Origin of the sequence: Amycolatopsis sp. BJA-103 (genome assembly GCF_002849735.1) — a bacterium.
Classification (GTDB): Bacteria; Actinomycetota; Actinomycetes; order Mycobacteriales; family Pseudonocardiaceae; genus Amycolatopsis.
The window spans coordinates 7117348-7138192 of the sequence record NZ_CP017780.1; the positions used below are offsets into that span (position 1 = coordinate 7117348).

Genomic DNA, 20845 nt, shown 5'->3' on the forward strand with positions numbered 1-20845 from the left:
CAGAGATTAGCCTGCCCCGGACGGCCGCCGGGCCCGCCACGGGAAACGTGGCGGGCCCGGCGGGTCGAGCTTTTCGGTGTTACGCCTTGGCTTCCGCGGGCGTGTCGGAGAGAACCGACTCGCGGCGCTTGGAAACCACGATCGCCGCGACGATGATCGCGACGGCGACCAGCGAGATCCCGATCCGGACGCCGACGTTGGCGTCCGCGCCGATCGAGAACTGCACGACCGCCGGGGCGATCAGCACCGACACCAGGTTCATCACCTTGATCAGCGGGTTGATCGCCGGACCGGCGGTGTCCTTGAACGGGTCACCCACGGTGTCACCGATGATGGTGGCCTCGTGCGCGTCCGAACCCTTGCCGCCGTGGCTTCCGTCTTCGACGAGCTTCTTCGCGTTGTCCCAGGCGCCACCGGAGTTGGCGAGGAAGATCGCCATCAGGGTCCCGGTCGCGATCGCACCACCCAGGTATCCGGCGAGCGCGCCGGTGCCGAGGCCGAAACCGACCGCGATCGGGGCGAAGACCGCGAGCAGACCGGGAGTGGTCAGCTCACGCAGCGAGTCACGCGTGACGATGTCGACGACTCGGCCGTACTCGGGCCGCGTGGTGCCCTCCATGATTCCCGGGATGTCGCGGAACTGGCGGCGCACTTCGTAGACGACCGCGCCGGCGGCACGGGACACCGCGTTGACCGCGAGACCGGAAAACAGGAACACGACCGCCGCGCCGATGATCACACCGACGAGCGTCTCCGGGCCGACGATGTTCGCGATGAACTCCTTGCCATCGCCGACAGCCTTGGTGATCGCGTCCTGGTAGGACCCGAACAGCGCCGTCGCCGCGAGGACCGCCGTGGCGATCGCGATGCCCTTGGTGATGGCCTTGGTGGTGTTGCCGACCGCGTCGAGCTCGGTGAGGATCTGCGCCGCGTCCTCGTCGACGTCACCCGACATCTCCGCGATGCCCTGCGCGTTGTCCGAAATCGGGCCGAAGGTGTCCATCGCGACGATGACGCCGACGGTGGTCAGCAGCCCCGTACCGGCCAGCGCCACGGCGAACAGCGCGACGCCGCCACCGACCAGGAAAGCACCGAACACGGCCGCGGCGATGACCAGCGCGGTGTACACGGCGGACTCGAACCCGACCGAGATACCGGCCAGGATCACCGTCGCCGCACCGGTTTCCGAGGACTTGCCGACCTCCTTGACCGGCTTGTACTCGGTGCCGGTGTAGTAGCCGGTGATCTTGAGGATGATCGCGGCGAGCACGATGCCGATGATCACCGAAAGGGTCGCGATCAGCGCCGGGTTACCCGACTTGCCGGCGAAGGCCTCGCCGAACTCGGAGAACGAACCGGGCAGGTAGACGAACGCCGCGATCGTCGACAGGACCGCGGAAATCGCCGCGGAGATGTAGAACGAGCGGTTGATCGTGACCAGACCGCCTTCGCCCGCCTTGGCCTTGGTGATGTAGACACCGATGACCGCGGTGATCACGCCGATGGCGGGGACGATGAGCGGGAAGATCAGGCCGTGCACGCCGAAGGCGGTGCTGCCCAGGATCAGCGCCGCCACGAGCATGACCGCGTACGACTCGAAGAGGTCGGCGGCCATGCCGGCGCAGTCGCCCACGTTGTCACCGACGTTGTCGGCGATGGTGGCCGCGTTGCGCGGGTCGTCCTCGGGGATGCCCTGCTCGACCTTGCCGACCAGGTCGGCGCCGACGTCGGCGGCCTTGGTGAAGATACCGCCGCCGACACGCATGAACATCGCGATCAGCGCGGCACCGAAACCGAAGCCCTCCAACACCTTCGGAGCCTGTCCGGTGTAGACGAGGACGACGACCGCGGCACCGAAGAGGCCGAGGCCGACGGTGATCATGCCGACGACGCCACCGGTGCGGAAGGCCAGGCGCATCGCCTTTTCGCGACCGCCGGGTTCACGCGAAGCGGCCGCGACGCGCAGGTTCGCCTGCGTCGCCAGCCACATGCCTAGGTAGCCGATCGCGAAGGAGAACCCCGCGCCGACCAGGAAGAAAATGGACCTGCCGATCTTCTCGTTCCAGTCTTCGGCCGGCAAAGCGAAGAGCAGCAAGAACACGAGACCCCCGAAGATCACGAGGGTGTTGCGCTGCCGCTTCAGATAGGCAGCCGCACCTTCCTGCACTGCCTTCGCGATGTCCTGCATCTTCGAGGTGCCCTGGCCGGCGGCCAGCACCTCCTTGAGCAGGACGTAGCCGATGACCAGTGCAACAAGGGCGACCGCGGCGATTACACCGACGATGGTGTAACCACCTCCGGAGAGCGTGATTTCGCCCTCCGCGAGGAACTGCCGGGACATTCGTCCTCCTGGAGACGTCGCCGTAGGCCAACGACGATCCGCCGATGGAACCGGCGGCACGCGCGCTGGCATGGGGATCTGAGCCGAACGTCACGCTAGTCGCACTGCAAGGCACGTCTCACATGACGCTCGCCACAGACGGTGTGGATTGCGGGAGTGTATTGGTAGTGGGATGGAGGACGGCAAGGCGTCCCCGCCACCGCACGTTCCGTTACCTTGTGAGGCTGATCACTTTATCGATCATCCGCGGGCCGTTCCGGCGTCCGTTCCGTTCGGCGGCGGCCGTTTTCTGTCGGTGCGCTGTGCGAAGCTTCCGAAGGTGGACGGCACGGCGGAATCCGGTAAGGGGCGGCGGCTTCTCGACCGCGCGACGGCGGGGATCCCGGCTTCGCTGTACCCGGTCACCCATGTGGCCGAACTGCCCGCACGCCCGGCGGATTCGGTGGACTGGCCGGAGTGGGCGGCGGCTCCGGTCGTCGAGGCGCTGACGGCGAGCGGCGTCAAGGCGCCGTGGCGGCATCAGGCCGAGGCCGCGTCGCTGGTCCGCGAGGGCAAGCACGTCGTGATCTCCACCGGCACCGCGTCGGGCAAGTCGCTCGCGTACCAGTTGCCGGTGCTCTCGGCACTGGTCGAGGACGAGCGGGCTTCGGCGCTGTACCTGTCCCCGACCAAGGCGCTCGGCGCCGATCAGTTGCGCGCGGTTTCCTCTTTGGACATCAAGAAGGCACGTGCCGCGTCGTTCGACGGTGACACTCCGTTGGAGGAGCGGGACTGGGTCCGCGCGCACGCCAACTGGGTGTTCACGAACCCGGACATGCTGCACCGCGGGATCCTCTCGTCGCACGCGCGCTGGTCCCGGTTCTTCCGGCGGCTCTCGTTCGTCGTCGTCGACGAATGCCACAGCTATCGCGGCGTCTTCGGTTCCCATGTGGCGTTGCTGCTGCGCAGGCTGCGCCGGGTCGCGGCGTACTACGGCGCTTCGCCCGTCTTCGTTCTCGCGTCCGCGACGACGGCGGACCCGGCGGCGTTCGCTTCGAAACTCTCCGGGCAGGACTGCGTCCCGGTCACCGAAGACGGCTCACCGCGCGGCGCCCGCACGGTCGCGCTGTGGGAACCCCCGCTGCTGTCGGAACTTTCCGGCGAGAACGGCGCTCCGGTGCGGCGCTCGGCAGGCGCCGAGGCTTCGCGGATCCTCGCCGAACTGGTCATCGAGGGCGCCCGCTCGCTGGCGTTCGTCCGGTCGCGGCGGGGCGCGGAACTGACCGCGCTCGGCGCACGACGGATCCTGTCCGAAGTGGACGCTTCCTTGGCGGATTCCGTTGCCGCGTACCGATCCGGGTACCTGCCCGAGGAGCGGCGCGCCCTCGAAGCGGCGTTACTGTCCGGGCGGCTGCTCGGAGTGGCGACGACGAACGCGCTCGAACTCGGTGTCGACATCGCGGGGCTGGACGCGGTGGTGCTGGCCGGTTACCCGGGGACGCTCGCGTCGTTCTGGCAGCAGGCAGGCCGGGCCGGGCGCGCGGGAGACGCGGCACTGGTCGTGTTCGTGGCCCGCGACGATCCGTTGGACACCTATCTCGTGCACCATCCGGCCGCGATCCTGGACCGGCCGGTCGAGGCCGCCGTCCTCGACCCGTCGAACCCGTATGTGCTGGGACCGCAACTGGCCTGCGCCATCGCCGAACTCCCGCTGACCGAACCGGAGGTCGCGGCCTTCGGCGGTGACGCGGCGCGCGCCGTGCTCGCGGATCTGGTCAGGGAGAAGATCATCCGTCGCCGCACGAGCGGCTGGTACTGGACCTCCCGCGACCGGCCGCACGCCGACGTCGGCATCCGCGGTTCCGGCGGCGAGCAGATCGCCGTGGTGGAAGCCGATTCCGGGCGGATGCTCGGCACGGTCGACCCGGGTTCCGCCTGCTACGCGGTCCATCCCGGTGCGGTGTACCTGCACCAGGGTTCGTCCTACGTGGTCGACGAGCTGGATCTCGAAACCGGGCTCGCCCTGGTGCACGCGGAGGATCCGGACTGGAGCACGTCACCGCGCGAGATCGTCGACATCAGCGTGCTGCGCGTCGAGGAGAGCAGGGTGCACGGCGGGATCACGGTGAATCTCGGCGAGGTATCGGTGAGTTCGCAAGTGGTCGGCTACTTGCGGAGGCGTCCGTCGGGTGAGGTGCTGGACCAGACTCCGCTGGATCTGCCGGAGCAGAGACTCGACACCCGCGCCGTCTGGTACACGATCTCGGCCGAGCTGCTCGGCTGTTCCGATGGCTCCGGGGTTTCCGATGGCTTGGCGGGGACCGGGGGCCATCGGCCGGAGACCGAGGTTCTGGAGCCGGTGGGGACCGGAGGCTCCAAGGTGGGGACCGAGGATCTTGGCGGAGCACCGGGGACGAGCGCCGAGTTGGATCCGGCGCGCGTCCCCGGTGCCCTGCATGCCGCCGAGCACGCGGCGATCGGTCTGCTACCGCTGTTCGCTACTTGCGACCGCTGGGACATTGGCGGGGTGTCTACCGCGTGGCACGAGGACACCGGGGAGGCGACGGTGTTCGTGCACGATGGCCATCCCGGGGGTGCGGGATTCGCCGATCGCGGGTTTGCCGCAATTGTCCCTTGGCTGGCCGCAACGCGGGAGGCGATCGTTTCCTGCGAATGCCCGGCCGGCTGCCCGTCCTGCGTCCAGTCGCCGAAGTGCGGGAACGGCAACGATCCGCTGGACAAGGCGGGGGCAGTGGCCGTTCTCGACACCGTGCTCGGGGCGTTGCGTCAGCACGGGCCGAGGTCGGGCCACTTGTTGGCTTGAAGTTGTGGGTTGGTCAGGCGGCGGTGGTCAGGGTCGCCACGGGAGCGACGGCCTTGTCACCGGCCAGCGCACGAACGAGCACGTCGTGCACCTCGGCGGCCTCGGGCAGCTGCCAGCCCCAGACCTCGGGCTTGACCCGCCAGTGCACGACACCGTGCTGGAACGGCGACGGGGGAAGCGGGATGTAGTCGTTCGCGCCGTGCCACTGGATCGAGGCGTGGTCGGCCAGTTCCCGCGGGATGCTCGTGGCGACGGTGGTGAGGAACAGCCAGCGGCCGTTCGGCATCGCGACGATCGGGGCGGGGTGACCGGTGGCGCGCAGCAGACGGGCGGCGGCCTTGCCGAGCTCGTCGTTGACCTCGATGGCGTCCAGTACGGTGCCGGTGGCCACGAGCAGGCTGTGCGTGTCGTCGCCGAACCAGGTGGCGACCTCGTGCGGGTGGGTCTCGATCAGTTCACGCCAGTTGTCCTGGGCCGGGACGGGACGCCGCCAGGTGAGGTCGTCACCTTCCGCGGTGATCGCGGCGGGCTCGGCACCTGGGAGCACCGGCCAGCCACGCCAGGCGAGACCGATCGCCTCCGCCCGCATTTCGATGCGGAAGGCGCCCCGCCAGCTGTCCGGCCAATTCGCGTCCAACATTACTGTCCCTGCCTCAGGTCAACTCTGTCCTGTGTCTGTCTCTGCCGCGCCGCCCCGGCGAACTTTTCGAAGTGGCGCACATCTCAATAAACGGCAAGTTGCACATCGGGAGAAGACCTCACGCGACAACCGGCGGTTACTTAGCGATGAACGCGCGGTAGCCCGACTCGACGGACCGAACGCCGCACGTCCGGTTAACGGGCCTCGACGACCGGTTCGGCGCCGTTCGTCGCAGCCGAGCAGGGCATCCCGCCCTGGTGACCCTGCTCACGACAAGCGGCGCAGGGCCGTTCGGCGGAGCGCTGATCATGCCTTCGACCGCTCGCCGCTCGTCAACGACCGCTGCTCGCGCTCGGCGGTTACTCGTGCGTAGTACCGGCCGGTCGCCGAGGGGACGACCGTTCACCGTGCGACGTCCGTCACGGTGGCCGGTCGACCGGCCCCGCCCTTGCCCGTGCCTCTGCCCGCCCCAGGGATGCCAGGTGTCCGGACTCTTCTGACCGCACCTCGACCAGGGCATCGCCACGCTCCCACCGGCAGGTCAGCAAGGTGACCGCCATCCGGACGGCCACCAGCCGTGCCCGTTCGCAGGCGGCACCGGGACCGTCCGTCGCGTACGAGGCCGCCGCGAGCGCCGCCAGATCCGCGGCGGCCTCGGTGTGGTGCCGGGTCGTGACGGCGGCGCCGATCCAGAAGGTCAACGCCGCCGCGCAGATCAGGGCGGCGACGATCGACGCGGTCCACACGGTCGCGACGCCGCGGTCATCCCGCCTCATGGGCCACCGCCCGGTTCGGCGAACGCGAAGGCGCGGGAACGCAGCCGGATCCCCGGCAGCAGACCGGCCGCCGGTTCGGCCTCGACGCCGGCGGTGATGGCGTCGCCTTCGCGGACGACGTCCAGCCGTGCGCCGGGCGGCGCGATCTCCCGCACCGCCTGTTCGGCACGGGCGGGCTGGCCGCGAGCGACGAGCCGGGCCGCCTCGCGGGCCGCGTCGGTGCAGCGGAGCTGATCGGCGGCGACCCCGATCCCGGCCAGCAGCAGAGCCGAGACGAAGGTCAGCGCGCCGATGCCGAGCGCGGCCTCCACCGTGACGGACCCGCGATCACCGCCGGGCATCAGAACTTCACCGACAAGGCCCGCTCGATGAGCGCGGTGAGCCCGGCGAAGACGGCTTCACCGTTGACGATCAGGTACAGGACTCCGGCCAGCGCGGCGGCGGCCAAGGTCGCGATGGCGTACTCGACCGTCGCCATGCCGTCGTCGTCGCGGAAGGTGGGGAGCTTGCTCATGGGTATCGCCTTTCGATCAGAGGAGGCCGTCGAGGCGACCGGCCAGGCCGAGCACGACGGGCAGGACGCCGAGGCAGAGGAACGCGGGAAGGAAACAGAGGCCGATCGGCGCGGCCAGCAGCACTCCGGCCCGTTCGGCGCGTTCCTCGGCTTCGGCGGAGAGCGACTCGCGCAGCCGTCGCGCGAGGTCCTTCGCATGAGCCGCGAGCGCGGTGCCCGCCCTGGCCGTGCGAACGGCGGCGACGGACAGCTCGGTCAGACCGGGCCGGTCGCGGACCGGCGCCCAGGCTTCGGCCGGGCCGACGCCCACGGCGAGATGCGACGCCACCGAACGCAGGGCCGCCGCGGTCTTCGGTGACGCGGCGGGCCCGACCGCCTCGAGCGCGACGGACACCGGCAACCCGCCCGCCAGGCAGGCGGCCAAGAGGTCGAGGGTGGCCGCGGACCGGAGGAGTTCCGAGACACCGGAGACACTTCTGTCCCGGACCGGCCGTTCCCGAAGCCACTTGAGGAGACGGCCTGGCCGCGTGACGACCCCAGGTCTGACGCGTGGCCAGCAGAGGACGGCACCGCCAAGCAGGCTCAACGCCGCCGCGGTCAGCACGGCGCCACCCGTCCGGTGAGTGCCCGGCACCAGGCGGTGCCGGCCCAGATCAGTCCGCTGCCCACGACGAGCAGCCACTGGCCCGTGCCCGTCCCGGTGAGGACACGGACCGGGCCCGCGCCCATCGCCTCGCCGAGCAGCAGGCACACCAGCGGGAGGACCGCGAGTACGGCGGCGCTCGCCCGGGGACCGGCCATCTTGGCTTTGAGACGACGGCGGAATCCGATCTCCGCTTCGGCGTCCCGCCGTGCGGCTTCGAGGACGTCGGCCATCGGGAGGCCGAACCGGTTCGCGAGCGCCCACACGTTCGCCAAGGCCGGTGGTGCGTCCGGGTCGGCCGTCTCACCACCGAGCCGGGCGGTCGCGATCAGGCCGCGCAGCCGCCCGGACGCCGCGGGCACCGCTTCCGCGACGGCCTCGGCCGCCGTCACCGGATGGGCGCCCGCCCGGAGTTCGCCGATCATCGTCCGCAACACGGACGCGGTGAGCTCGGCTTCGGCCAGCGCCGCCTTCGCCTGTGCCCGCCGACGGTGCTCCTGACGGACGGTGACGGTGAGCACCAGCGTCGCCAGTGCCCAGCCGATCCCGAGAACCGGCAAGACGAGCAACGCGGGCAGCGGCCACCAGCCCGCGCGAGCGGCCTGAGGGAGGCGCCAGGCGAACGGAGTGCCCACCGTCGGTCTCGGCCAGCACGCCAGCCCGGCGCCGCACGAGAGGAGGAACCAAGGACTCATGCCGCCATCTCCTCGAGCGGGCTCTCGTCGCCGATCCAATGGCCCTTGCTCCAGATCGGGATGACTTTGGCCTCGCCGCGCAACGACCGCAGCACGCCGACCTCGTCCAGCCGCCGGATCCCGCTCGGCAGGCGTCGCATGTGCAGGACCACCCGCACCGCGGCGGTCAGCTGACTGTGCAGCGCGTCCCGCTTCAACCCGCCGAGCGCGGCCAGGGCCTCCATCCGCGCCGGGACGTCCGACGGCGAATTGGCGTGCAGCGTGCAGGCTCCGCCCTCGTGCCCGGTGTTCATCGCGTTGAGCAACGCGCAGACCTCGCCGCCGCGCACTTCGCCGACGACCAGGCGGTCCGGGCGCATGCGCAACGCCTGCCGCACCAGTTCACCGAGCCCGATCTCCCCGGTGCCCTCGACGTTGGCCGGGCGCGCGATCAGACTGACGAACTGCGGGTGGTCCGGTTGCAGTTCGCCGGCGTCCTCGACGCACACGATGCGTTCGGCCGGGGAAACCGCGCCCAGCAGCGCGGAAAGCAAGGTCGTCTTCCCCGCCCCGGTCCCACCGGAGACCAGGAACGCGAGCCGCCGCCGGATGATCGAATCGAGCAGGTCCGCGCCGCTGGTGCCGAACACCCCGCGCGAACGCAGCTCCGCGAGGTCATGGGTGGCGGGCCGCAGGACGCGGAGCGAGAGGGAGGTCCCGGCGGGCGCCATCGGCGGGAGGATCGCGTGCAGCCGGATCCGGCCCTGCGGCCCCACTCCCGGCAGCCAGCAGTCCGCGAACGGTTGCGCGTCGTCCAGCCGCCGCCCGCCGGCGAGCGCGAGCCGCTGGGCCAGCCTGCGGACGGCCTCCTCGTCCGAGAAACGGATGTCGGTCTTCTCCGGGCCTTCACCGGTATCGACCCAAACCTCGTCCGGAGCGGTGACGAGAACGTCGGTGATACCGGGCTTCCCGAGAAGCGGAGTGAGCGGGCCGGCGCCGACGAACTCGTCGCGGGCCAGCCGGACCGCCCCGAGGACGGCTTCCTGACCGAGCGCGCCACCGGCTTCGGCGCGGACCGCCCGCGCCACGCTCACCGGATCCGCCGGGACGGCCGATCCGGCCAGCCGCCGCCGGACCCGCTCGACCAGATCGTCGGTCATCGCAAGGCACCGGCCAGATTTCCGCGCGCGGCGGCGAGGACTTCGGTGGCCGCGGTGGCCAGATGCCCGCGATGTCTCGGGACGAACTCGCCGCGGTCGAGGGCCGTGGACAGGGAACGTTCGCGGCCCATCGACGTGATGAGCGGGAGGCCCACGGCGTCGGCGATCTCTCGCGGGATCAGCCCTGCGGGCGACGGACCCCGGACCGCGACACCGATCCGGTTCGCGTGGGGTTCGAGCCTGGCGAGGACCTGTTTCGCCGCCGCACAGGCACGGAGTTCCGCGGGGACGACGACCACGACCAGATCGGCCAGCCCGACGACGGTGGACGTTTCGGTGCCGAAATACCTCGGCAGATCGCAGACGACCGTCCGTCCCGCCCGCCTCCCGGCGCACAACACGCCCTCGATCGCGTCCGGGCCGGGTCCGCGTCCTTCCCTGCCATAGGACACAAAGGACAGTGATCCGGACGCATACCTTTTCCGCGGCAGGGCTTCGCTCAACGCCGTCATCGACACCCTGCCGCCGAGGTCGAGTTCCGGCCAGCGCGGCCCGCGATCGCGTTCGGCGGCGAGGAGGACGTCGATTCCGCCGCCGAGCGGATCGCAGTCGACGAGCAGCCCGCCGCTCCCGGATTTCTCCGCCTGGTACGCGACGGCGGCCGCCAATACGGAGGCGCCGGCCCCACCCCGTCCGCCGATGATCCCGATGACGAGGCCGTCGTCACGAGCGGGCCCGTCGACCACGTCGGCAAACGCGCCGATGAGGTCGCCTTCCTCGTCCGGCAGCGAAAGGACCTTCTCCGAACCGGTGTTGAAGGCGCGCTCCCACGTCACCGGTGTCGGCGCGCCCTTGCAGACGAGCAGGACCTTGTTCCGCCGCAGCAGGCGGTTCGGCACGCTCGCGGCTTCTTCGTCGAGCACCACGAGCGGCGCGCGTGCCCATCTCCCGCGAGCGGCGTCCAGATCGGGCGCGCGTTCGACCTCGCAGCCCGCGGCGGCCGCCACGCGCAAGATCTCGTCGAGCAGGATGTCGTCTCCGGCGACGACGAGCGGATGTTCCTCGATCATGACTCCCCCGGGGATTCGGTCGGACTCGGGCTGTGACTCCACGGTCGCCCCCGGCCCCGGTCCCGCACAACGCCATTCCGCTCCGCCTGTGGACAACCGGGGTGTTGTGGACAACTCCGCCGCCGAAAACCGGTTTCCCGCGTTTCCGTCGGGCCTTTCTGGCACACTCCCGGGTTTTTCCACACCGAATGCGCCCGATCCGTTTCCCGGTCGAATCGAACACGAAAAGAGTTGAGGGCAAAGGAAAGTAACGAACATCGGCCGATTCGGCCTTGTCACGGTGAGGTTTTCCGCGGCCGACAAGGTCTGAACCATTGGCGGGGCGGGAAGTTAGAGGGCGGTCCCCGCCAGGGGGGAGGGACGGGGACCGCCTGGGGTTCAGCCCCGGGGGGTCGGACTGAACCTGGGTCCGGTGCAACACCGGACAATGTCACTGTAACTCCGATACCGGCCCGTTGCGGTGGGCGGCGGCACCCACAATTCGATAACGGCACGACGCGCCCGATCCGGTGTGCGGTCGTGAATTTTCCACCGCCGTATCCCGATCGTGGTCGACCAACGGGCGCGCCGTCGTCCGGCTCTCCTATCCTTGGCGAGTGGCCCACCCCAGCACGACACCGAGCCCGGTCGCGGCGTTCTTCGATCTCGACAAGACGATCATCGCGTCTTCGAGCGCGCTGGCCTTCAGCAAGCCTCTTTTGCGCGAAGGCCTGATCAACCGGCGAGCCGCGCTTCGCAGCGCGTACGCCCAGCTCGTCTTCTCGCTCGCGGGCGCGGACGCGGCGAAGACCGAACGGATGCGGGCCGAGGTTTCCGCGCTGTGCACCGGATGGGACGTGGCGCAGGTGTCCGCGATCGTCCGCGAAACGCTGCACGACGTCGTCGACCCGCTCGTCTACGCGGAGGCTGCGGAACTGATCTCCTCGCATCTCGCGGACGGTCACGACGTCGTGGTGCTGTCGGCGACCGGCGAAGAGGTCGTCGCCCCGGTCGCCGAAATGCTCGGCGCGACGCGCAGCGTGGCCACGCGGATGCAGATCGTGGACGGCCGCTACTCGGGCGAAGTCGATTTCTATTGCTACGGCGAGAACAAAGCCATCGCCGCGAAAGAGCTCGCGGCCACTTACGGCTACGACCTCACCCAATGCCACGCGTACACCGACTCGAGCACCGACATCCCGCTCCTCGAGGTCGTCGGAAGGCCGCACGCGGTCAACCCCGACCGCGTCCTGCGCAAGCACGCGACCGAGCAGGGCTGGGACATCCTCGCGTTCGATCACCCGATGTCACTGCGGACCAGGATCCCGGCCAGGTCGGCGGGCCTGGTCGCGCTCGGCGCCGTCGCCGCGGGTGCCACCTGGTACGGCTACAACCGGCGCAAACGCACCCGCTGAGCCCGCACCCGGTCGGCGGTACGGAACCGGTTTTCGCAGCCAGAGCGGCGAATTGTCCGTCGCGGAGGGTGCCCGTGTCACTAGATCGAGCCTCTGTACCGGTGCACCCGTCTGCGCACTTGAAGTGACCCGGCTCACGGCGTAGAAAGAAGGTGCGGACGTTCGGTCGGCCAGGGAACAGGTAGAAGAGAAGCCTGTTCCACCCCGGCGAATCTCCGTGTGCGGACACCGGGTACCCACGCGCAGCGCGCCGCGGGAGGCTCGTCGTCTAGGGACTGCGTACCGGGACGCCGGACGCCGAGTCCATGAAGGTACGACCAGAGTTGCACGCTTGGTCGCCCGAGTCGTTCGCACTGATTGGCGGCGCCCGCCGGCTCAGGCCGACGGGCGCCGCCAGTGTTTTGCCCGCCTTTCCCGTCGTGACCGGCCCGGTCACGCATCGATGACGCCTTGTTTTCAAGCGTGACAGGCCCCTTCGCGTCCCTTTGTGTATGAACGGACCGTTCGTGCGGGTGGCCGATGGACAAGCAAAGTGCTCGTGGGTAGCTTCCGGATATCAGTGCTTCCAGGTGGACTTCTTTCCATCTGAGAGTCAGGCACGAATCTGGGAGGCTTGAGGTGACGACCCGAACCGCGCACGCCCGTCATCGGAGGATCCATGCGCTCGCCGTGCCCCTCGCGGGTCTGCTCACCCTCGCGATCGCGGGCGTCCCGGCCGCCGCGCAGCCGGTGACCGCCGACGCGGAGGCCCAGCGGACGCTGCGCGGGCTGACTCTGGAGCAGAAGGTCGGCCAGCTGTTCGTCACGTGGGTGAACGGCAAGTCCGCCGACGAGGTCAACGCCAAGAACAAGGCCGACTTCGGCGTGGACACCCCCGCGCAGGTGATCGAGAAGTACCACCTGGGCGGCGTCATCTACTTCAACAACGACAGCCGGGACAACTTCGACGACCCGGTGCAGGTGGCCAAGCTGTCGAACGGGCTCCAGCGGGCCGCCATCCGCAGCGGCGCGCACATCCCGCTGCAGATCGCGACCGACCAGGAGGGCGGCACGGTCACCCGCATGGGTGCCCCCGCCACCGAACTGCCGAACGCGATGGCGATCTCGGCGGGCCGCGACCCCAAGGCCGCTCAGGACGCCGCCCGGATCCTCGGGCACGAACTGCGCGCCGTCGGCATCAACCAGGACTTCGCTCCCGACGCCGACGTGAACTCGAACCCGGCGAACCCGGTGATCGGCGTCCGTTCCTTCTCCGGCCGCCCGGAGCTGGCGAGCCAGTTCGTCGGGGCCCAGGTCAAGGGCTTCCAGGACTCCGGACGTCGCTCCGAGACGGTGTCCGCCGCCGCGAAGCACTTCCCCGGCCACGGTGACGCGGCCACGGACAGTCACCTGGAACTGCCCAGGATCGACCGGACCGAAGCCAGCTGGCGCGAGACCGACGTGCCGCCGTTCAAGGCCGCCATCAAGGCCGGCATCGACTCGATCATGAGCGCGCACATCCAGTTCCCCAGCCTCGACCCGTCGGGTGAGCCCGCCACGCTGTCGAAGCCGATCCTCACCGGCAAACTGCGCGGCGAGCTGGGCTATCGCGGCGTCGTCATCACGGACTCGCTCTCGATGGACGCCGTGCGCGAGATGCACACCGACGCCGAAATCCCGGTGCTGGCGCTCAAGGCCGGCATCGACCAGCTGCTCATGCCGGTGAACCTCGACCTCGCGATCAACTCGGTGCTCGACGCGGTCCGCAAGGGTGAACTGACCGAGCGGCGCATCGACGAGAGCGTCCTGCGGGTGCTCAAGCTCAAACTGAACCGGGGCATCCTGACCTCGCCGTTCGTCGACCCGGCCAAGGTCGCTTCGAAGGTCGGCATCCCGGCCAACCTCGCGACCGCGCAGGGCATCGCCGACCGGTCGGTCACCGCTATCCGCAACGACGGCGGTGTCCTTCCGCTCGAGCAGCAGCCCGCGAAGACGCTCGTGACCGGCTGGGGTGTGAGCACGACGACCGCGCTGGCCTCGAAACTCACCGCGCACGGAACGCAGGCGACCGCGCTGCAGACCGGCCAGACCCCGACCGACGCGCAGATCGCCCAGGCCGTCGCGGCCGCGAAGAACGTCGACCTCGTCGTGGTGCTGACCAACAACGTCGGCACGTATCCGTTGCAGGGCAAGCTGTTGCAGGCCCTGACGGACACCGGGAAGCCCGTCGTCGCGGTCGCCGCGCAGATCCCCTACGACGCCGGCTACGAGAACCCGGTCAAGACCTGGCTCGCGACGTACGGCTACATCACGCCGTCGGTCGAGGCGCTGGCGAAGGTGATCCTCGGGAAGGTGAAGCCGCAGGGCAAGCTGCCGGTGGACGTCCCCGCGGGCAAGGACGTGGGCACGGTGAAGTACCCCTTCGGCCACGGGCTGACCTGGTGACGCTCAATCGCCGCCACCTCCTCGCCGCCGGGGCGCTCGCGGTCCCCGCGCTGACGGCCGGATCCTCGGTCGCGCAGGCAGGGCCCGAGGCCACGGCGGAAGGCGAGAGCAAAGGTCCCTCGCTCACCCGCACCGGAGCGGACGTGCTCGCCGCCCGTGGCTGGGCGCCGCTGTCCGGCCGCAAGCTCGGCGTCCTGTCGAATCCGACGGGCGTCCTGGCGAGCGGCGACCACATCGTCGATTCGATGGTCGCCGCCGGTGTCCGCCCGCTCGCCGCGTTCGGGCCGGAACACGGCTTCCGCGGCAGCGCGCAGGCGGGCGGCTCCGAGGGCGACTACACCGATCCCCGCACCGGCGTCCCCGTGTACGACGCGTACGGCGCCGACGCGACGAAGCTCGCCGGGATGTTCACGAAGGCAGGCGTCGACACGGTCGTCTTCGACATCGCCGACGTCGGCGCGCGGTTCTACACCTACATCTGGTCGCTGTACACGGCGATGGTCGCGGCGGCGAAGGTCGGCGCGGCGGTGGTCGTGCTGGACCGGCCGAACCCGCTGGGCGGCAAGGCCGCCGGGCCGATGCTGGACCCGGCGTACGCGTCGGGCATCGGGCGGAAGCCGATCGTGCAGCAGCACGGCATGACCGTCGGGGAACTCGCGCGGTACTTCGCCGCCGAGTTCCTGCCCGCCGAAGGGGTCACCCCTGGCAGGCTCGAGATCGTCGAAGTACGTGACTGGCGGCGTGATCAGCTCTTCGAGCGCACCGGGCTGACCTGGGTCCCGCCGAGCCCGAACATGCCGACGCCGGACACGGCGCTCGTCTATCCCGGCACAGGGATGTTCGAAGGCACCGTGTTCTCCGAAGGCCGCGGCACCACCAGGCCGTTCGAGATCATCGGCGCGCCGGGCCTCGATTGGCGCTGGCGCGAGAAGCTCGGCGAACTGCGGCTTCCCGGGGTGAAGTTCCGTGAGGCGTACTTCGTGCCGACGTTCGGCAAGTTCGTCAACGAGCCTTGCGGCGGCGTGCAGGTGACGATCACGGATCCGCGGGCGTTCGACGCCATCCGCACCGCGGTCACCATGTTCGTCACCGCGAAGCAGGTGCACCCGGACAAGTTCAAGTGGCGGCCCGACAACTTCCTCGACAAGCTCTCGGGCTCCGACAGGCTGCGCACGATGATCGACAAGGGCGCCGGAGTGGACGAGATCGTCGGCTCCTGGCAGGCCGAGCTCGCCGAGTTCGACCGGAAACGCCGTCGCCATCTCATCTATCGCTGAGGGGAACGACCTTGCGTGCTAGGAAGATCCTGATCGCGACCGTTTCCGTCCTGGTCGCGGCGACCACGCTGTCGACGGCGGGAGCACAGGCGATTCCGGGTTCGGAACAACAGCGAGACCGCGTGGCGGGCCGGTTCGACAAGCCTCGCGAGGGCTTCGCGCCGGCGTCCACCGTGCTCCGTGACGGCGCGCCCGGCGACGTCGGCCTCGACCCGGAGCCGATCAAAGCGGCCGAGCGGTTCATCGACAGCTGGACGAAACCGGACGCCACCGGGCATCCGCACTTCTCCGGCGCTGTCGGCCTGCTCGCGCACGACGGCGTCGTCGTCGAGCGCCAGGCCGTCGGCGGTGCCGTCCGCTACGCCGACGCGAACGGCACGGAACTGCCGCCGGAGCAGCAGATGCCGATGCGCGCGGACACCATCTTCGACATGGCGTCGATCTCGAAGCTGTTCACCTCCATCGCGGTGATGCAGCTGGCCGAGACGGGCAAGCTGGACATCTCGGCGCCGGTGGCGCGGTACCTGCCGGAGTTCGGGGTGAACGGCAAGGAAGCCGTCACCGTCCAGCAGCTGCTCACCCATGTTTCGGGCTTCGCCGCGACACCGCTCCCGTCGCTGTGGGAGGGCTATCCGGACATCCCGTCGCGCCGGAAGGCCATCCTCGACAGCCCGCTGAAGAACCCGCCGGGCAGTACGTACCTCTACTCCGACATCAACCTGCTGACGCTCGGCCTCCTGGTCGAGAAGCTGGCCGGGGCACCGTTGGACAAGGTGGTCCAGGACCGCATCGCGACTCCGCTCGGCCTCGCCGACACCGGATACAACCCGCCGGCGTCGAAACTGGCCAGGGTCGCGGCGACCGAGTACGCGGTGAAGCCGCCTCGGGGCCTCGTACGCGGGCAGGTCCACGATGAGAACGCCTGGTCGCTGGGTGGCGTCGCCGGGCACGCGGGCGTGTTCTCCACGGCCTCCGACATGGCCGTGCTGGCGCAGACGATCCTCAACGGCGGCGCGTACCGCGGTCAGCGGATCCTGCGGCCGGAAACCGTGCGATCGATGCTGACGAACTACAACCAGAAGTTCCCCGACAACTCCCACGGACTCGGCTTCGAACTCGACCAGCCCTGGTACATGGGCGCGCTGTCGGCGCCCTCGACCGCCGGCCACACCGGGTTCACCGGGACCTCGCTGGTGATCGACCCGCTCTCGAGGTCGTTCGCGATCCTGCTCACCAACCGCGTGCACCCGACGCGGAACTGGGGCTCGATCAACCTCGCCAGGGAGGCGTGGGCGAGTTCTCTCGCGAAGGCGATGGCCGTCCGCCCGGTACGTGGCCGTGACGCGTGGTTCAGCGGCGCGGGGGACGTCTCCACGGCCACGCTCACGACCCCGCCGTTGCGGACCCGTGGCGGCCCTCTGAAGGTCTCCTTCGACACGTTCGTGGACACCGAAGGGCCCTCCGATTCGCTCTTCCTGGAAATAAGTACCGACGGTGGCACCACCTGGAAAACGATTACTCTGCGTGCGAGCGGCCCAGGCGCTCCCGCGGGGGACCTGACCGGCCTCGGCGGGCACGGACACCGGGCTTGGTGGCGAGCCGCCGCCGAGGTGTCACAAAGCTCACAAATCACCCTCCGGTGGCGTTACACGACCGATGCCCGTTACACGGGACGCGGAATTTCCCTGGACGGTGTGAAAGTCACTGAACGCGGCCGGATACTGCTGGACAGTGAGCATAATCCCCCTACTTTTGCAGCTACCGGATGGAAGTTGAGCGCTAGGTAGTTGAGCGGTTCCGTTTCGCAGACCGAACCGCCCCGTTGACCGGGGCACAGCCCCTTGCGTCGCGACACTAAGTTGCCAAGTCGTTAGCTCGACCTCGTTAACGGCCTCGACCTGGTTAGCGACTTTCTGGTCAACGATTAATCGCAAATCGAATCCGCAGACACGGATAGGTTGCGATCTTCCCGAAGGGTGTGGGTAGCCTTGTCGCAGATGCCAACGGTTAGTAACTTTCCCACGGTGGGCGATACCGAATCCGTAATCGCGGTCGCACCGTCCGAGTCCGTGCCGGCCCAGCCGACACGGGACGCTGACGCGAGCCCGCTGGTCCGGATCCGCTCACTGCTGCCCGGGCTCGCCCGGGCCGAACAGCGTGTCGCGAAGGTCGTCCTCGAAGACCCGGCGACGGTCGCGCGGCGCAGCATCACCGAGGTCGCGCTCGCGGCGAACACCAGCGAGACCACCGTCACGCGCTTCTGCAAGGCGGTCGGCGTCGGTGGATATCCGCAGCTCAGGATCGCTTTGGCGGCCGACACCGCCCGGTCCGAGGCGCGGTCAAGCCGCAATCTCGGCGGCGAGATCGGGCCGGAAGACGACCTGGCCGCGGTCATCGGCAAGGTCAGCTTCGCGGACGCTCGTGCCGTGGAGGAGACCGCCGACCAGCTCGACGTCCCGTCGCTACAGCGCGTGATCGACGTTTTGGCGGGCGCGGGCCGTGTGGACGTCTACGGCGTCGGCGCGAGCGCGTTCGTGGCCGCGGATCTGCAGCAGAAGCTGCACCGCATCGGCCGGGTCAGCTTCGCCTGGTCCGACACGCACATCATGCTGACCTCGGCCGCCGTGCTGAGCCCCGGAGACGTCGCCATCGGCATCTCCCACACGGGCGCGACCACGGACACCGTCGAGGCGCTGCGTGTGGCCCGTGAGCACGGCGCGATCACCGTCGCCGTGACGAACTTCCCGCGTTCGCCGATCACCGAGGTCTCCGACCACGTGCTGACCACGGCCGCACGGGAAACGACGTTCCGCTCGGGTGCGACCGCCAGTCGCATCGCGCAGCTGACCGTCATCGACTGCCTGTTCATCGGTGTCGCGCAGCGGCACATGGACGCGTCGGTCAACGCGCTCGACGCGACCAGGGACGCGGTGGGTTCGCACCGGCTGGGCGTTCGGCCCGACGGCAGGCGACGGCCGCGGGAAACCGGCAAATGAGCGAAAAAGTGAGGCGCATGATGACCGTCCCACGCCAGGTGGTGCACGTCGATTCGCCAACCGAACAGCGCAATCCACGGACGACCGACATCGACCTGATGTCGACCATGGGCATCCTCGGCGCGATCAACGCCGAGGACCGCCGGGTCCCCGAAGCCGTCGCCGCGGTGCTGCCGCAGGTGGCGCGGGCGGTCGACTTCGCCGTGGAAGCGCTGCGGTCGGGACACCGCGTGCACTACTTCGGGGCCGGTACCTCCGGCAGGCTGGCGACGTTGGACGCGGCGGAGCTCGTGCCGACGTTCAACGTGCCCTCCGACTGGTTCATCGCGCATCACGCGGGCGGCGCGCGCGCTCTGCGCCAAGCCGTCGAAGACGCCGAGGACGACGTGAAGGCCGGAGCCGCCGAGGTGGCCGAGACCGTCGTACCCGGCGACTTCGTGCTCGGGCTGACGGCTTCCGGCCGGACGCCCTACGTTCTCGGCGCGCTGGCCGCGGCCAGCCGTCGCGGTGCCCGGACCGCGCTGGTCTCGGGCAATCCGGCCGCGGTGATGCCGCCGGGTGTCGATGTCCTCATCGCCGTGGACACCGGCCCCGAGGCGATCGCCGGGTCGACCCGGATGAAGGCGGGCACGGCCCAGAAGATCATCCTCACCGCGTTTTCCACCGCGACGATGATCAAACTCGGCCGGACCTACTCGAACCTGATGGTCAGCATGCGCGCGACCAACGCGAAGCTGCGCGGAAGGACCATCAGGATCCTGCGCGAGGCCACGGGGATGAGCATGGCGGACTGCTCCGACGCGCTCACCGAGGCCGACGGCGACCTCAAGGTCGCGCTGGTCCATCTGTTGTCCGGCGAAGACGTCGCGAACGCGGCGAAGGCGCTGGCGAACAGTGATGGCCACGTACGCAAGGCTCTCGACTCCCTGCGGGTGCGCGCGAGCTGAAAAATCACTGATTGCCCATCACCTGCTCATCTGCTTAGGCTCTCAGGTATTCGCGACTGAGAGGTCGGGTGGTCATGAGCACCGGCGGACAGCCCCGTTCATCCCGACGCCTCGCGCTCACGCGACGCGAACGGGTGTCCGTCGCCGGGATGGCCGGGTTCATCCTGCTGCTCAACGTCGTGGGCTGGGGGGTCCTGACGCTTTTCGTGGCGCCGCGCCAGTACGAGCTCGGCGCCACGGGCGTGTTCGGGATCGGCCTCGGCGTCACCGCCTTCGTGCTCGGGATGCGGCACGCTTTCGACGCGGACCACATCGCCGCGATCGACAACACCACCCGCAAGCTGATGGCCGACGGGCAACGGCCGCTTTCGGTCGGCTTCTGGTTCTCCCTCGGCCATTCGACGATCGTTTTCGTCCTGTGCCTGCTGTTGTCGCTCGGCGTCCGCGCACTCGCCGGCGCCGTCGAGGACGACTCGTCGGCGTTGCACGAGGCGACCGGGCTGATCGGGACGTCCGTTTCGGCGGTGTTCCTGTACCTCATCGGGATCATGAACCTGGTCGTACTGGTCGGCATCGTGAAGGTGTTCCGGCGCATGCGGCGGGGCGAGTTCGACGAAGCGGCGCTGGAACGGCAACTCGACAACCGCGGCTTCATGAACCGACTGCTGCGGGGCGCCACCAAGGCGGTGCGCAAGCCGTGGCACATCTACCCGATCGGCGTGCTGTTCGGCCTCGGCTTCGACACCGCGACCGAGATCAGCCTGCTGGTGCTCGCCGGCGGCGCGGCCGCGTTCTCCCTGCCCTGGTACGCGATCCTGGTGCTGCCGATCCTGTTCGCCGCGGGGATGACGCTGTTCGACACCGCCGACGGCTGCTTCATGAACTTCGCGTACGGCTGGGCCTTCGCGAAGCCGGTGCGGAAGATCTACTACAACCTCACCGTGACGGCGCTTTCCGTCGCGGTCGCGCTGCTCATCGGGACGATCGAGCTGATCTCGATCCTCACCGAGCGGCTAAGCATCACGACCGGACCGCTCGCGGCGATCGGGTCCCTGAGCCTGGACTACGTCGGCTACGCGGTCGTAGCGCTCTTCGTGCTTACTTGGGCCCTCGCCCTCTTCGTGTGGCGCTTCGCGCGTATCGAGGAGCGTTGGTCGACCAGGATCCCGGTCAAGTAGCCCTCTGA

17 protein-coding genes are annotated in these 20845 nt (G+C 69.4%); 8 read left to right on the forward strand and 9 right to left on the reverse strand.

Features of this window, described 5'->3' with window-relative positions; translation table 11 throughout:
• Nucleotides 1-79: 79 nt before the first annotated feature.
• Nucleotides 80-2341 (reverse strand): sodium-translocating pyrophosphatase, encoded by a 2262-nt coding sequence (locus BKN51_RS31610; RefSeq protein ID WP_101611104.1) that lies wholly within the window; start codon nt 2339-2341, stop codon nt 80-82.
• Nucleotides 2342-2660: 319 nt separating this feature from the next.
• Between BKN51_RS31610 and BKN51_RS31615 the strand changes: the two genes are divergently transcribed.
• On the forward strand, nt 2661-5144 hold the full coding sequence (locus BKN51_RS31615) for a DEAD/DEAH box helicase (protein WP_101613571.1): 2484 nt from the start codon (nt 2661-2663) through the stop codon (nt 5142-5144).
• A gap of 13 nt (nt 5145-5157) precedes the next feature.
• Here the strand turns inward: BKN51_RS31615 and BKN51_RS31620 are convergent, their stop codons facing one another.
• From BKN51_RS31620 to ssd, 8 genes are all read right to left on the reverse strand, one after another.
• A complete protein-coding gene (locus BKN51_RS31620; protein WP_101611105.1) occupies nt 5158-5784 on the reverse strand; it encodes a bifunctional DNA primase/polymerase in 627 nt (208 codons plus the stop codon).
• A gap of 419 nt (nt 5785-6203) precedes the next feature.
• Entirely contained in the window at nt 6204-6560 is a 357-nt protein-coding gene (locus tag BKN51_RS31625) for an Rv3654c family TadE-like protein (protein ID WP_101611106.1), read from the reverse strand.
• Nucleotides 6557-6901, reverse strand: a complete 345-nt coding sequence (locus tag BKN51_RS31630; protein WP_101611107.1) for a TadE family type IV pilus minor pilin — start codon at nt 6899-6901, stop codon at nt 6557-6559. Before BKN51_RS31630 ends, BKN51_RS31625 begins: the two co-directional genes overlap by 4 nt.
• Entirely contained in the window at nt 6901-7074 is a 174-nt protein-coding gene (locus BKN51_RS31635; RefSeq protein ID WP_101611108.1) for a DUF4244 domain-containing protein, read from the reverse strand. Before BKN51_RS31635 ends, BKN51_RS31630 begins: the two co-directional genes overlap by 1 nt.
• A gap of 16 nt (nt 7075-7090) precedes the next feature.
• Nucleotides 7091-7678 carry a type II secretion system F family protein gene (locus tag BKN51_RS31640; RefSeq protein ID WP_101611109.1) on the reverse strand — a complete coding sequence of 196 codons (588 nt, stop codon included), beginning with the start codon at nt 7676-7678 and terminating at the stop codon, nt 7091-7093.
• The gene (locus BKN51_RS31645; RefSeq protein ID WP_101611110.1) at nt 7672-8412 is read right to left on the reverse strand and encodes a type II secretion system F family protein; all 741 of its coding nucleotides are present in this window, start codon (nt 8410-8412) and stop codon (nt 7672-7674) included. Before BKN51_RS31645 ends, BKN51_RS31640 begins: the two co-directional genes overlap by 7 nt.
• Nucleotides 8409-9551, reverse strand: a complete 1143-nt coding sequence (locus BKN51_RS31650) for a TadA family conjugal transfer-associated ATPase (RefSeq protein ID WP_101611111.1) — start codon at nt 9549-9551, stop codon at nt 8409-8411. The genes BKN51_RS31645 and BKN51_RS31650 overlap by 4 nt, the downstream gene beginning before the upstream one ends.
• Entirely contained in the window at nt 9548-10621 is a 1074-nt protein-coding gene (gene ssd, locus BKN51_RS31655) for a septum site-determining protein Ssd (RefSeq protein WP_101611112.1), read from the reverse strand. Before ssd ends, BKN51_RS31650 begins: the two co-directional genes overlap by 4 nt.
• 596 nt (nt 10622-11217) lie before the next feature.
• Here ssd and BKN51_RS31660 point away from each other — a divergent pair.
• The 7 genes from BKN51_RS31660 (at nt 11218) to BKN51_RS31690 (ending at nt 20837) form a co-directional block, all read left to right on the forward strand.
• The gene (locus tag BKN51_RS31660) at nt 11218-12015 is read left to right on the forward strand and encodes an HAD family hydrolase (RefSeq protein WP_101611113.1); all 798 of its coding nucleotides are present in this window, start codon (nt 11218-11220) and stop codon (nt 12013-12015) included.
• A 618-nt stretch (nt 12016-12633) separates the two neighbouring features.
• A complete protein-coding gene (locus BKN51_RS31665) occupies nt 12634-14439 on the forward strand; it encodes a glycoside hydrolase family 3 protein (RefSeq protein ID WP_101611114.1) in 1806 nt (601 codons plus the stop codon).
• A complete protein-coding gene (locus tag BKN51_RS31670; protein ID WP_101611115.1) occupies nt 14436-15716 on the forward strand; it encodes an exo-beta-N-acetylmuramidase NamZ family protein in 1281 nt (426 codons plus the stop codon). The genes BKN51_RS31665 and BKN51_RS31670 overlap by 4 nt, the downstream gene beginning before the upstream one ends.
• Before the next feature lie 11 nt (nt 15717-15727).
• Nucleotides 15728-17503 (forward strand): serine hydrolase, encoded by a 1776-nt coding sequence (locus BKN51_RS31675; RefSeq protein ID WP_101611116.1) that lies wholly within the window; start codon nt 15728-15730, stop codon nt 17501-17503.
• Nucleotides 17504-17740: 237 nt separating this feature from the next.
• A complete protein-coding gene (locus BKN51_RS31680) occupies nt 17741-18712 on the forward strand; it encodes a MurR/RpiR family transcriptional regulator (RefSeq protein ID WP_233222922.1) in 972 nt (323 codons plus the stop codon).
• A 17-nt stretch (nt 18713-18729) separates the two neighbouring features.
• Complete coding sequence (locus tag BKN51_RS31685) at nt 18730-19659, forward strand: N-acetylmuramic acid 6-phosphate etherase (RefSeq protein WP_101611117.1); 930 nt, start codon at nt 18730-18732, stop codon at nt 19657-19659.
• A 74-nt stretch (nt 19660-19733) separates the two neighbouring features.
• Nucleotides 19734-20837, forward strand: coding sequence for a HoxN/HupN/NixA family nickel/cobalt transporter (locus BKN51_RS31690; protein WP_101611118.1), 1104 nt, complete (start codon nt 19734-19736; stop codon nt 20835-20837).
• The last annotated feature ends 8 nt before the right edge of the window (nt 20838-20845 follow it).